The 13,545-nt window shown below is 57.5% G+C and carries 9 protein-coding genes and 2 pseudogenes; 3 read left to right on the top strand and 8 right to left on the bottom strand.

What is annotated here, in order from left to right; translation table 11 throughout:
• Window positions 1-128: 128 nt before the first annotated feature.
• The 6 genes from ACJH6J_RS29030 to ACJH6J_RS29005 all read right to left on the bottom strand — a co-directional run bounded on the left by ACJH6J_RS29030 (window position 129) and on the right by ACJH6J_RS29005 (window position 8,072).
• Window positions 129-1,583 (bottom strand): cytochrome P450, encoded by a 1,455-nt coding sequence (locus ACJH6J_RS29030; protein ID WP_226519102.1) that lies wholly within the window; start codon window positions 1,581-1,583, stop codon window positions 129-131.
• Window positions 1,584-2,270: 687 nt separating this feature from the next.
• Window positions 2,271-3,227 carry an alpha/beta hydrolase gene (locus ACJH6J_RS29025; protein WP_406802999.1) on the bottom strand — a complete coding sequence of 319 codons (957 nt, stop codon included), beginning with the start codon at window positions 3,225-3,227 and terminating at the stop codon, window positions 2,271-2,273.
• 5 nt (window positions 3,228-3,232) lie between these two features.
• Window positions 3,233-4,738 (bottom strand): NAD(P)/FAD-dependent oxidoreductase, encoded by a 1,506-nt coding sequence (locus ACJH6J_RS29020; RefSeq protein WP_226519104.1) that lies wholly within the window; start codon window positions 4,736-4,738, stop codon window positions 3,233-3,235.
• 78 nt (window positions 4,739-4,816) lie between these two features.
• Window positions 4,817-6,283 carry an NAD(P)/FAD-dependent oxidoreductase gene (locus ACJH6J_RS29015; protein WP_226519105.1) on the bottom strand — a complete coding sequence of 489 codons (1,467 nt, stop codon included), beginning with the start codon at window positions 6,281-6,283 and terminating at the stop codon, window positions 4,817-4,819.
• Window positions 6,280-7,203 (bottom strand): ferritin-like domain-containing protein, encoded by a 924-nt coding sequence (locus ACJH6J_RS29010; protein ID WP_226519106.1) that lies wholly within the window; start codon window positions 7,201-7,203, stop codon window positions 6,280-6,282. The genes ACJH6J_RS29015 and ACJH6J_RS29010 overlap by 4 nt, the downstream gene beginning before the upstream one ends.
• A 17-nt stretch (window positions 7,204-7,220) precedes the next feature.
• Window positions 7,221-8,072 carry an SDR family oxidoreductase gene (locus ACJH6J_RS29005; protein ID WP_226519107.1) on the bottom strand — a complete coding sequence of 284 codons (852 nt, stop codon included), beginning with the start codon at window positions 8,070-8,072 and terminating at the stop codon, window positions 7,221-7,223.
• 132 nt (window positions 8,073-8,204) lie between these two features.
• Here ACJH6J_RS29005 and ACJH6J_RS29000 point away from each other — a divergent pair, with 132 nt between their 5' ends.
• Window positions 8,205-8,834, top strand: a complete 630-nt coding sequence (locus ACJH6J_RS29000; RefSeq protein WP_293021507.1) for a TetR/AcrR family transcriptional regulator — start codon at window positions 8,205-8,207, stop codon at window positions 8,832-8,834.
• A 551-nt stretch (window positions 8,835-9,385) separates the two neighbouring features.
• Here the strand turns inward: ACJH6J_RS29000 and ACJH6J_RS28995 are convergent.
• Window positions 9,386-9,853 carry a PaaI family thioesterase gene (locus ACJH6J_RS28995; RefSeq protein WP_293021524.1) on the bottom strand — a complete coding sequence of 156 codons (468 nt, stop codon included), beginning with the start codon at window positions 9,851-9,853 and terminating at the stop codon, window positions 9,386-9,388.
• A gap of 481 nt (window positions 9,854-10,334) precedes the next feature.
• Window positions 10,335-11,162 (bottom strand): annotated as a pseudogene (locus tag ACJH6J_RS28990) (transposase); the annotation flags it as partial.
• Window positions 11,163-11,532: 370 nt separating this feature from the next.
• Between ACJH6J_RS28990 and ACJH6J_RS28985 the strand changes: the two are divergent.
• Both ACJH6J_RS28985 and ACJH6J_RS28980 read left to right on the top strand, forming a co-directional pair.
• Window positions 11,533-12,564, top strand: coding sequence for a TIGR03617 family F420-dependent LLM class oxidoreductase (locus ACJH6J_RS28985; protein ID WP_293021503.1), 1,032 nt, complete (start codon window positions 11,533-11,535; stop codon window positions 12,562-12,564).
• Between the two features lie 416 nt (window positions 12,565-12,980).
• A pseudogene (locus ACJH6J_RS28980) lies at window positions 12,981-13,469 on the top strand (SDR family NAD(P)-dependent oxidoreductase); the annotation flags it as partial.
• Window positions 13,470-13,545: the final 76 nt, after the last annotated feature.

Below are 13,545 nucleotides of genomic sequence, written 5' to 3'. Positions count from 1 at the left end.
TCTCCGGGTCGTACTTGCTCGGCATGACATGCACCTTCCCAAGGAAGGAGGTGCGCATCAAACGCGGGATGGTTCATGTTGCCAATCTAGAAATTCCGTGGTTTCGAGATAACGCCTGTAATCGTCAGTCATCGGCGTCGCATCTCCAACGGAAGTCCGTCGACCGGAACAGGAAGCGAGGTGTTGTCCCACCGGATCTGATAGTTCTCCGGAACCGTCCAGATGAACGACCGCAGCATCCGGTGCAGGATCGCTTTGACCTCAAGAGTTCCGAATTGCATGCCGATACACTTATGCGCTCCTCCCCCGAAAGGTACCCAAGCGAACCGGTGGTGTTGATCTTCGCGCCGAGGCTCGTCAAAACGTGAAGGATCGAACCGCTCAGGATCACTCCAGATCGTTCGATCGAAGTGATTCACCGCAGCTGTAATGGCACAAACGGTGCCCACTGGGATGTGATATCCGTCGATGGCTACATCGCGAACCGTCTTGCGCATCACCAACGGAACAGGCGCAACCAATCTGAGCGCTTCCTTGATCACGAGATCGATAACCGCCATCTTCTCTAGGGCCTCGATGTCTGGTAACCCGTCACCGACGGACTCGGCTTCCGCCGCCGCTGCCTCCTGCCACACCGGATTCTTGGCGAGGAAATAGGCGACCGCAGTAGTGGTGATCGTCGATGTGTCGTGAGCCGCCATCATCAAGAAGATCATGTGACTCACCACATCCTCGTCGGAGAACCGCTCCCCGTCTTCGGTGGTGGCTTGACAAAGAGCAGCGAACAGATCGTCCGTTTCACCGGCTCGCGCGGCCGGCAGATGCCTGAAAAAGTAATCCTCCAAGACGCGCCGGCCTCGCACGCCGGCGCGGAATCTAGTTCCCGGAAGCGGAACACGCACAAGGGAGCTCGCTGCACGCACCGCAGCGACGAACGCCTTGTTGACAGCATCACTCTCCTCCTTGCCGCGGCCACCCATGAAAACGTCGGTGGCTACATCGAGGGTGAGTTCCTTCAGCAGTGGATAGATTCGAGCCGACGAGCCCGTCGGCCACGCGGGTACTGCTGAGCGAACGCGTGGGGTCATTTGCTCGACATATCCGGTCAGGCGCGGACGCGTAAACGCCTCCTGCATGATGCGCCGGTGCATCAAGTGCTCATCAAAGCTCATGAGCATCAAACCGCGATGAAAGAAGGAGTCGATCAAAAAGGACCAGCCATCCTGAGAAAATGCCTTGGCTTCGCTCGTGAAGGCCTGCCGGGTGGCCTCCGGACCGGCGATGACGACCAACTTGGTGCCGAACGCGCCCATCCACGACACAGAACCCAGACGGTCGTAGCGCTCTCGGCTGAAATCCGATCCGAATCGGATGTAGTCGAGCGTATGACCGACAAGAGGCAGGCCTGGATCGCCGAGCACCGGTTTCAAGCCACTTCCGGGTGGCACAACAGCGAGTTCACAGACCGGCCAGCCTCGGCTCCATCGACGCCAACTCTCGTCAACGACACTCGGCGCTGGCGCAAGCAGGACGGACGACAGACTCCTTCTGGCTTCAATCACAGGCTCAACAAGCGGGTTCACAACAGCTCCTCCCAGTCACGGCGTACCTTGACCGCACTCGCCACCAGTTTTTACATATTGGATGTAAATGTCAATATCTAGACAGATATGATATTTTGTCGTCAGCGGCGGCTGAATCTCGGCCTCGTCACATGCCGTTCGACTGACACCGCCAGGCTGGACTTCAGACCAACCAGCTGACGCTCCAGCAAGAAGTGCCCACGCTCGCCTGGTTTCCGAGTCAGGATCCGTTACATGAACGTCGATACCGGCCTGCGTGCGCCGAAATTTCACCGCTCGGTGCGCGGCGCCGACTGGGCACAGAGTGCCCAAGCTGACCACGGCAATAGTTGCCTCAAACCTTTGCATAGCGAGACTCATCGTCGTGCGTCAGTTTTCCGCAACAATGGGACCGCGATCTACCGATGTATTTGGCATCGCGTAGTAGCACTGATGCCATATCGCTGACCGCCACGAGATTAGGCGTTATTCCGACAAAAGTTACAGACATGCCCGGCTAATCCACGGTGGCAAACTCTCGCAACCGACACTTTCCGAGGAACGAGGCATAGCTACACCAGCAACGCCGACACCCACCACAATCTGCACCGGATCGCATCCATGCCGTTTAGAAAGAAACCTTCACCATATTTCGACAGAGACCAAAAGGTTACTGAAATTTACATCAAATCACTAGTTCGGCGCTTTTCATTTCGACGCAGCTTCTTTGAGGAATCTACCTGCACATTCAATCGCTTCGCGCGCCTCGGGCAAAACTCTGAACATGGCCTGGAAAACGTGAATTTGTCCTCGATACACCTGGATTTCGACCGATGAGCCGTCGGCTCGAAGATACTTTCCGAGCGTCCGCGAATCATCGATCAGCATTTCTCGACCACCGACTTGAATCAAGGTCGGTGGCATGCCGCAAAGGTCGGCAGTAAGCACGCTAACTCGAGGATCGCTGGGATCTGCCCCAGCTACGTACAACTGGAGCGCCCGTGCCGCCGACCGTGCAGACGCGAAAGGGTCTGAGCGCCGGACTTCGCGTGCTCGCGCTAGTTTGCAGCTGAGGTCCAGCACCGGGGACATCAGGAGCAACGAATCCGGGACTGGCAGCATCTCGTCTCGCGCGCTTAGCGCAGTCGCCATCGAGAGCTGCCCTCCTGCGGAATCTCCAGCCAAAGCCACAGAATCTCGCCCTCCAGATGAACTCGACCGATGCGCAAGCCAGCGGTACGCATTCAATGCGTCGTCAGCTGCGGCCGGGTACGGGTAGCGCGGCGCTAGTCGGTACTTGACGGCGAAGATCGGCCGACCGCTAGCTGAGGCCAGCTCACCGAGAAGTCCGCGATGCGTACCTGGAGAACACATCGAATAGGCGCCGCCGTGAATATAGAGCACAGGCGGTGCGTGAGGATCAACAGCGGACGATGTGACCCATTCCCCGCAAATCCGACTTCCAGCAAACTGGGCATCCACCTGTTCGACTGTCACCCCACGGCGTGGCCACGAGGTGGCAAGTGCCATACGCAGCACTCGATCCAAGACAGCAATCCCATAGGCATTCGGAGGGAGAACTCTGGCCAGCGGGCGAATCGTAATCTGAGACGAGAGAGCGAGCAAGTAGCTCGCGATGCTGGGCCGCCAGTCCGGCGCCTTCATATCCGTCACGACGAGGCCACCGACCCTCGCCTGTCAAATCGGTAACTAGACAATGGAAAGGTTCGGCTACGCAGAGATGTCTCGAGTGTCGTCGACGGGCGGAGCGGCACATCTCCATGTTGGTCGAAATAGTAACTATTTGCCGCCGAACAGGTGGGTTGCCAGAAAACTTGTCGGTGGCGTCGCCGGAGCACATCAGCAAAATACCGATCATTGGCCTCATCAGTGACCTCTATATAATTCGATCCCGACGCGCGGGCATGCCTAAGGCATCGGACAATGTGCCGACTCTGCGCTTCGATTAAGGCGAAATAAGAAGAACCGTTGTAACCATATGGACCAAAGATGTTGAAATGATTCGGAAATCCCGGGACGCTCACGCCCTCAAAAGCCTGGAGGCGGTGCTCGCCCCACCAAGCCGCCTGTTCGAGTCCACCGAGGCCTTTAAGCGTATATGTCGGCATGTTGCCCGGCTCCATCACCTTGAAACCCGTCGCGAGTATTAGAACATCAATCGGATAGGTTTCACCGTTGATCGTGTGAATTGATTGGCCATCTATGTATGAGATTCCATCCGTTTCGAGCGAAACATTGCGTCTATTGTAAGTCGTTAGATATGAATTGTGGAAGCTAGGCCTCTTACATCCGAGAGCATATTTTGGAATAAGACTTTCCCTCGTGCATGGGTCATCTACTTGATTGCGCATATAGCGCTTCGCGAGGTCCTCCATCGCGGTCGACATGGGAAGAATAGTGTGAAAGTGAGCCGCGATTGGAAACGTCAGCTCGACAAATGCTTGACTACCTATGCGCGTGGCAAACTGCACGCCCGGAAAATGGCGTAATGCAGCGCGAGCCCACCTAGGTACCCGAAAATCCGGCTTAGGCAAACAATAGATGGGCGTACGTTGAAACACCGTCAAACTTGCCGCAGTTTTGGCGACTTCAGGAATCAGCTGTACCGCTGAAGCTCCCGTGCCGATGACTGCCACTCTCTTGCCCGCGACGTCCTTAGAATGATCCCATCGAGCGGTGTGCAGGGTGACACCAGCAAAGCTTGCAACGCCCGGTATCTCCGGCCATTTCGGGCGACTCAAAACACCTGAACAGTTGATGACGAAACGTGCGGCTAGCTTCTCCCCAGCCGCAGTCAGCAATTGCCATAGATTTACAGACTCATCATAACAAGCTTCAATAATGGTCGTATTGAAGCGAATTTTTTCGGCAAGCCCATACTTCTCTACACACTCGACCGCATAGTCTTTGAGCTCATTTCCGTGTGCATATGTTCGCGACCAATCAGCCCGTTTTTCGTAGGAAAATTGATAGCTATACGACGGAATATCCACCGCGATACCGGGATAAGTGTTCCAATGCCAAGTGCCACCTACACCGCCGGCTTCATCTACGATTAAGAAGTCGGAAAATCCCGCCTTTTGCAGGCTGATCGCGGTGCCGATACCCGAGAAGCCCGCTCCCACGATTATTATCTCACTATCGAAGACCTGCATATAAATTCATCGCTTCCTAAGACTGATCTATGGGCATTGTCATCCGACGCTTTTTGAGAAGCGCCGAATGATCGGCTTCTATCCGTCATTGCCAGTGACGATATAGTCATGCATGTCGAATTGAGAGAGTTCTCTTCTGAATTGGGTGGCAAAACCCGGATACATCGTACCGTTGTAGCCGTCCTCGGTTAGGTACCAACTTGTGCATCCTGAATTCCAAGTCGTCCGCTTAAGACGACGTTGGATGTCCGCGTGGTAGGCACTTTGCCGGTCATTTCGAACATCTAGAGTGCGCACACCTTGAGCTTGGAGCACTTTGATCGCCTTGACGATGTAGTCGATGGCCGCTTCCATATAGATAAGAGCTGAATTATGGCCAGGACCGGAATTCGGTCCAAAAGTGAAGAATAGGTTCGGATAGCCGGCGACGTTCACACTTTTATAGGCATACGTTCCCCGAGACCATTCATCGTCTAGCTTTCGCCCGTTTAGACCTCGCACCGGGAAGGGTGTGCCTTGCTTACAGACATCAAATCCGGTTGCAAAAACTATACAGTCGACCTCATGCTCGACACCATCGGCTGTCCGAATACCGTTAGGAGCCAGAGTAGCAATTGGCCAACTAATGAGCTTGCAATTACTAGCTTGCAGGGCTGGGTAGTACTCGCTGGTCATCAGCATCCGTTTGCACCCCGGCCTGAAGTTAGGGGTCAACTGCCGTCGAAGCCAGCTGTCCTTCACCTGCCGACGCAGATTAGATTTCGCCGCTATTTCGATGACTGTCGTTGCAGCCGTATCCCACACCATGCCGACAGCCATGACCTCGTGCGCCCAAAACCATATCTGTCGCCCAGCTTGTTCGAGTGAAGACGAACGACGGAACATGGATCGCAACCAGCCCGGGTGCGTGAAATTCGGCCTTGGTAGAACCCAACCGGGCGTTCGCTGAAAGACCTTGACTGATTTAGCGCATTTTACCAATTCTGGCACAATCTGGACTGCACTCGCACCTGTTCCGACCACGGCAACACGTTTGCCTGAAAAGTCATAGGCGTGATCCCAGCGAGCGCTGTGCATCTTTTTGCCTTCGTATGAATCAATACCCCTGATGTCCGGGAGACTCACATTCGCAAGTGGCCCACTCGCAATGACGATCGACCGACCCACGTATCGCCGGCCATCCCGTGTGTCAGCAACCCAGGTAGCGCTTTCTTCATCGAATTCAATCGAACTCACTTCAGAACTAAATTTGATGAATCGAGTAAGATCATACTTTGCTACGATTCGTTCAATATATTGCAGTATCTCGGCGCTACCCGAGTACGCTTGCGACCAGGAAGGGTTCTGTTCAAAGGAGTAAGAATAGAGCAATGAAGGAATGTCGCAAGCCGCTCCGGGGTAGCTGTTATCCCGCCAGGTTCCTCCGATACTATCGGAACGCTCCAATATAACGAATTCGTCCATGCCCTCCTGAATCAGCCGAACAGCCGTGCCGATACCAGCGAATCCGGCGCCAATTATTAGAGTGGTCTTTACTTCTGTCATTTCGCTACCGGCTCATAAGTCAGCTCGTCAGTCCATGAAGGTGGTCGACCTAGAACTCGAACGGGGAAAACATCGATTGCGTCGCCCAGGCGCTGTGATATGAAATGCAGGGGTTGGGAGCGTTTAATCGAAGACGACATGTGAGCCTTCAGAATGTGATATCCGGGAACCCTCCGAGTGTGTTCACTGCGATCACCGACATTCGCGTAACGTGTTACGGCGTTGTATAGTTTTTCTTCCGACAAGCCCATGGCATTGAGATTCATCAGCATTCGCGTTAGGAGAGGTACATAGAGTAACCCGCCAGCCAGGATTCTTGGATCAATCAGCGCGCCAGCTGTTTGGATTGCGTGGACTCGCATCGGGCTGGCACCCAGATCATTGAGGACCTGAAAACCTACGGCTAGATGCCTCGACTCGTCGCTGTTCACTTTATTGAAAACCTCGGCACAAAGCGGGTCCGCGACCTCGTCCAATAGAAATTTGAGCAAAGCTCCGTCGAGGGCGGTTTCCAGAGCGGGAATCGCGGCACCAATCACCGTTAATGGTAGAGCTTCAGCATATCGATCTAGCCATTCAATCACCAGCCGGATATTTTTGTTCGGAACGGGCTTTTCGTCCTTTTCCAGCATCCCCCACCGCCGCATGAGTGCTAGCTCAACGTTGGCGTGGCGCTGCTCTTCAGCGTGAAAGTACCGGTAAATGTCACCCAGAGCCTCGAACGGAGCTTTTGGTGCCATCGCCGCGAATGCCCGCGCTCCGACATGTTCAATCCACACTACGTCAGCCATGAACTGCTTGAGCTTGGGGCGCTGCTCATCCGTGATGAGCTCAGCACCCGGAGCATCCCAATCGATATCCGCCAGCGCCCATTGCTTACTTTTTATGGTTTCGAGCATATCGCTATATGCGAAAGACATTTCCTTACCCGCTTTCTCTAGACGATCTGTTTCCAGGAAGCCACTTGATCCATCAATCCCAATGCACGTGTGAAAGTGCTCGGTAGTGTTCTTTTAATCTGCCACAGCACTTTTGCATCGATCTGAGGCACGACGTAGATTTGCCCCCGGTCATGTGCGTCGAGTGTTTTGCGTGCGACAGACTCCGGCGATACGCCGGTCCACTTCATCAGCGTGCCCGCGAGTCTGGCAGCAGACTCTTGGATCTGAGGATTATCTACGATGTTGGTTTTCACAAATGTCGGACAAAGCACGGTGACATTGACATCGGTACCAGAAAGTTCGGCTGCTAATGTCTCTGATAGAGCCAAAACGCCCGCTTTACTCACGTTGTAGGCGCCCATACGCGGCGCGGCGCCAAAACTTGCCGCGGACGCAACGTTGATTACACCGCATCGGCGATGCTCGCGCATCCGAGGGACAAAAGTCTCGCAACCGTAGATCACACCCCAAAGGTTCACTGAGATCGCGGCATTCCAGTCGTTTATCGATGTTGCACCGATAACGTTGCCACCCGCGCCGATTCCGGCGTTATTGATCACCAAGCTGGCGGGCTTTCCGAACCAACTCTCACCTGTCTTTGCCAGCTGCTGTACCTGGTCAAGTTCGGTCACATCGCATTCGATGTCGAGGCCTTCGCCGCCTGCCTGGCGCACCAGTTCGGCCGACGCGCGCGCTGTGCTCAGATTTCTGTCAGCACATATCACCCGGCCACCGCGACGCGCGAGCTCTACAGCAAAGGCGCGCCCGATGCCACTGCCCGCCCCCGTCACGACAGCGTCGGCTCCATAACTCCGGCCTGGCGTTCGGCCAAGAAACGACAATCTCATGTGACCTTTCCCTATTTGATTTAGCGGCCGCAGAGAGATTGCGACGCAACTCACTTTTGGTGGCGGCTGCCACCATTGGTGGCGGATGACACCAGTTTGTCGGTCGCTTGTCCCGTTTGTCAAGATGGTGGTGTGCGGTCTCAAAACAAGCGCTGGGGTGGGCGCACAGGCGCGGAACGGCGAGCAGAGCGGCGCCAGAGGTTCATCGAGGCGGCGACTGAAATATGGACCGAGAACGGCTGGGCTGCGGTAACCATGCGCGGCGTGTGCGCAACCGCCGGGCTCAATGACCGATACTTCTACGAAGAGTTCAAGACCCGCGACGATTTGCTCGTGGCAGCGTGGGACGGTGTCCGGAGTGAGGTGCTAGGCGAGCTCTCAACGCTGTTCAACGAGCGAATCGATCGGCCGGCGATGGAGACTATTACCGCGGCGATCGCCATCGTGGTTGACCGGATCGCTTCCGATCCAGGCCAAGCCAGCATCCTTCTCGCCCACCACGTCGGCAGTTCTCCACTTCAGGATCGCCGCGCACTCGCACTGCAAGACGCAACGCAACTCGTCGTGGAGGCAAGCCGACCCCATTTGCTTAATGACGTAGACGAGGCAGCGCTCCGCATGGATACCTTGGTTGCCGTAGGAGGTTTCGTCGAAGTCATCACCGCGTGGCATTCTGGGCTGCTCGATGTGTCGAAGGACGAGGTGATTGTGCATACGAGCCGACTAGCCGAGATTCTCGCGCAGCGTTACCTGGCTGATTGATGCACGGTGATGTAGCTGGTCGACTCGTTCTGCTCCGTCGAACTAGGTAATTCAACGAAGGCGATGTGCGCGACGGGGTCACCAGACACATGGCCTGGGGAACCGTCCGCTTTTGCGATCACACGAATGATGTCGAATACGATCGACCACGAGGTGCCCCACCGAACTCCAGCGGCAATCCACCGACAACACTATGCGTATTCCTACAGGTCGCCAAGGTTGACAATTGGGACCTCACCAATCGATGGGCGAAGCACCGAAGGTGCCCGGTGGACGAGAATCCGACTGCGGCTGGCGCCGATGCCCTGCGCCACCGCAGCCGGGAACCGACCCCGCTCACCAATTGGTCAACCGGGACGAAAGCTCTTGTCTTCGCCTTGATGAGCGTCGGGTTATTCGGTCTCCACCCATAGTCGGCGAATCGGGACTCTAGAGCGCCGCAGCTGCCAGAAGAACGACGAGGCGATCGCATCGATGGTTTCAACTCATACCGATTACGGCTGTCTGCGATCGGGTGCGGAAGGCACGAACGCGGCCTGCCGCAAACAGGTTCACTGCACTTCCTGTTGATGAGCCCCGTTGTCTGCACGGCGAACGAGTTCCGCGAATAGTTCACCGAATCCCTTGATGTCCCCATGCGCAGCGAAGTGCCCTACTTCCACTGCTACGAAGATCGCTTCAGCAGTGAAGCGCATGACGCCGTCAGCACCAATTCCGGCGCCGGTGACGTGGATGGCACGGCCATTGCGTTCAGTAATACGCGCGGCGAGCCTATGGGCATCATGCAGCGGAACCGGCTGCAAGTACTCGACGGTCAGCCTGCGTGTGACAGCCGGCGTTCCGGCGATCCACAACGTGAAGCCAAACAAGTCATCGCACGCGGCGGCGATGGCCCCGCCGTGGGCGAGACCTGGCGCGCCCACGTGCCGTTCATCGAATGTGACGTCCGCGTACACCTCCTCCCCTCGGCGGAAGACCGAAAGGTGCAGTCCATGCGGATTGTCTGGTCCACAGCCCATACACGTCGGAGTGTGCGACGGTAACCGCTGCACGTCCGGTGGATTCGAAATGCTCACAAAGACCTCTTCTCGTCACTGGTGGCAAGTACCACGATCGCTGGCGCTCGAACGCGGGCCGACTGCCCTGCTCGCTATCCCGAAGACGGGTAAGGGCACCACACCGATGGCGCCGAATCGGATTCCCTTGTCGCGCAACCGGGCACGAAAACTCCTCGTTACTTCCAGCAGAGACTCATCGACGTGTCTGGCGAACGCGAACGCCCGCCTCGAGACCTGCGAATCCTCACTAAGCCGGAAGCAACATGCTGTATTCAGCGTAGCCAGCAGCGACATCCACCAGTACTCACGAGAGTGCCGGAACGCTGGCTACCTGACAGTCAATGTTCATAGTCCGAGCAGCACAATCCGTACAGTTAGTTTCCCTACGCTACATTGAGTAGCATAGGGAATGCAATCGCTTTTCAACCGGGGCACCGACACAAAACCGCATCGAGTTACGGCTCAGATTCGCCGCGCACGTCTGCACCGCGGTGTGTGACCGCATGGTCGCGATCGCGTCCGGGAACCCAATGAGCCCGCCGCAGCGCACGGTCAACACATCCTTGACCCTGCGGTTGGCCAAAGCGGCGGATACCGACACCTAGAAAAACGAAGCGCCTTCGTTCGGCTGAACCCAGATCACCCGAACGCGCTTGATCCCGGTCATATCGACGGCCACAGCGATGTGGCGCGGCGTTGGTGGCGTGCGGCCGCCGTCTTTGACCTTCACGATCATCGCGTCGAGCTAGATCACCGGATACGACGATTCCGGCGGTCGGCGCTGCCATGCCAGGACCCCATCGGAGACCTCTTCGACGATACTGGGGATCGTCTCTCGCGATGCCTGCGTCCCGATCGCCGAGCCAAATCCGAAATCGGATGTCCCGCAAATTGATTCCGCACCGCATATAGAGAGATGGCCATGCCATCGAGCCTACCTTAACCACGCTGGCCGATGGGTACCAGCATCGGGGGCAACGAACCGCTGCGGTCTCGCGGCACGTCCAAGAGTACCGGGCTGGCGTGGTGAGCACCGTCTTGAGTGGCCGCCGTTACAGCCCCTTGATCAGCTCGCCGTTCTCGTCCCCAAGGTGAGCAGGGAGTTCGGCGCCAGCCCACGTTGAAGGACGAGCTTGATCAACCTCGGCAGCAGCCCGCCATCACCGGTCACCGCCATCGATCAGCGCCGGCAGTTCATGCACTGCCCCGAAGCACGAAGCGCGTCGGCCATCTCGACTGCAGGGCTGGCGGCAATCAGCGCCGCATCCATTGCCCTTTTATGTCGTCACGTCCTGCGATCCTTCCGTTAAGAGGATTTACACAGTCCATCTGATGCGCCCACGGACCGCCCGCCATGCCGAGCGGGCTACTTCTTCGACTCAAGTACGCGCCACACGCCCGACTCGTGGACGATGCGCGCCAACGACGCCGTGAACGAGACCCGTTCGAGGCGACCCTCGGGACAGAAGTGTCACCATCAAGACCACCGGAACTGTCATAAATGAGATGTGATCGGTCCTATGGTGAGGTGCCATCACTTGCGGGTCGAAATGCCGGGGGTGCGGGCAGAACTGCGCGACAAGGAGATTGGCGCTCGGCACTTCCCACCGCCGCGAACATCCAACGCGTAGGCTCCCAGTGTGCACGTCGACGTGATGACCGTTCCGCAGCCTTTGACTCAGATGGGCGCACTTGCCCAGCGCACGCAGGCCGCCGGTTTCTCCGGCCTCCTGCTGACCGAGACCGGCCGGACCGCCTATCTGAGCGCAGCGGTTGCATCCCAGGCTGCGCCCGGGCTCGAACTGTCCACCGGTGTCGCAGTAGCTTTCCCGCGAAGTCCCTTCATCACCGCGGCATCAGCGTGGGAACTGCAGGAAGCCACAGGAGGCAAATTCCGCCTCGGGATCGGCACCCAGGTACGCACGCACGTGGTGCGTCGCTACGGCATGCCCTTCGAACAGCCTGGACCACGGCTGCGCGACTACGTACGCGCCGTGAAAGCGTGCTTCACCGCGTTCCGGACCGGCAAGCTCGACCATCACGGCGACTTCTACGACCTGGACTTCATCACCCCACAATGGAGCCCCGGCCCCATCGACGCCCCCGATCCCAAAGTCGATATCGCGGCGGTGAATCCGTGGATGCTGCGCATGGCCGGCGAGGTGGCCGACGGCGTGCACATCCACCCACTCGGCGAGCCGGGCTACATCGCCCGCCACGTACTGCCCAATGTCGCCGCCGGTGCCGAGAAGGCGGGTCGCTCCCCCGCTGACATCGACACGATCATCCCGGCGATGACGATTGTCGGCGACACCGACGAAGAACGCCACAACGAGCGTGAATTCGTGCGGGCCAGCATGAGCTTCTACGGCAGCACCCCGAACTACGCCTTCATCTGGGACGAGGCCGGTTTCGAGGGCACCACCGCGCGCCTGCGGGAGAAGCAGAAAGCCGGCGACATGGCAGGCATGATGGCGCAGATCACCGACGACCACATCGCCGCGTTCGCCACTGAATCCACCTGGGATGAGCTGGCGGACAAGCTCGTTGCCAAATATGACGGCGTCGCCACCCGCATCGTGCTCTACAACGCCCTCGGCGGGTCAGACCGCTTCGAACGGTACGGCGAGATCGCGCGGCGGTTGTCGGCGGCCTTGCCCCAGTTTGACTGACATCAAAACAAACTCACGATCGCGCCCGGGGACTTCGTTTCCGCAATGCGATGCCTCTATGCATTCTCGAGATCGGCCGCATAGGTCATTACGACTACACGCGCTGCCGCTTGAGTCAAGAAATCCTGTAGCTTTTGAACATCGGGTTAAGGGCGCACCGGAACAGTGCCATGGCCAGCCGCCTAGCGCTCAGAGCTATCGATTGTCTGACAGCGAGGGCCATGTGCTCCCGCTGCTCGCCAAGTTCGCATTGTTATCTGTAAGAGGAAGCCGATTTGGCGCCAATCGCACTGGTAGCCACGATGGTGACATGTGGTGGAGGGTCGGTGGCCGGTCGTTCCGTCGTACACATGTAACTCGCGTCTGCCCGATTGTGCGGACCTTCAATGCCAGCGGTACAAGAGAATTGGCGAGTCATGACCTTTGAATCGAAGTACGGTCCGTGGGCACTTGTAGCCGGTGCCTCTGACGGTGTCGGAGCGGCTTTCGCTGAGGCGTTGGCTGAGCGTGGGCTCAATGTGGTGTTGGTGGCCCGGCGGCAGTCGGCGTTGGATGAAGTGGCTCGCGGCATCGCGGATCGGACTGGGGTGCAGACGCGCACGCTGGTCGTCGACCTCTCTGCGCCCGAAGCCTCCCGTGCAATCGCGGATGCGACCCATGATCTGCAGATCGGTTTCCTCGCGTACTGCGCTGGCGCCGATCCCACCTTCAGACCGTTTCTGGAGACACCGATCGAAGTGTCAGAGTCATTGGTGCAACGTAATTGCGTGACCTTGATGCAGCTGTGTCATCAGTTCGCGCCGCGTATGGTCGAACGAGGTACGGGCGGCATTGTCATCTTCGGCTCCGGTGCCGGCCTGGTGGGTGGTCCGAATATGGTGGCATATGGTCCGAGCAAGGCATTCGGAGCAATGATCAATACCTGTGGATGAGGCCCGAGGAGGCGGCCTGAAAGTGGGCGCACCTTCCCGAGGATGATCA

Source organism: Mycobacterium sp. SMC-18, from assembly GCF_045310895.1.
GTDB lineage: Bacteria > Actinomycetota > Actinomycetes > Mycobacteriales > Mycobacteriaceae > Mycobacterium.
The sequence above is the reverse complement of the archived record's forward strand: the minus strand, read 5'-3'. Positions and strand labels throughout refer to the sequence as shown.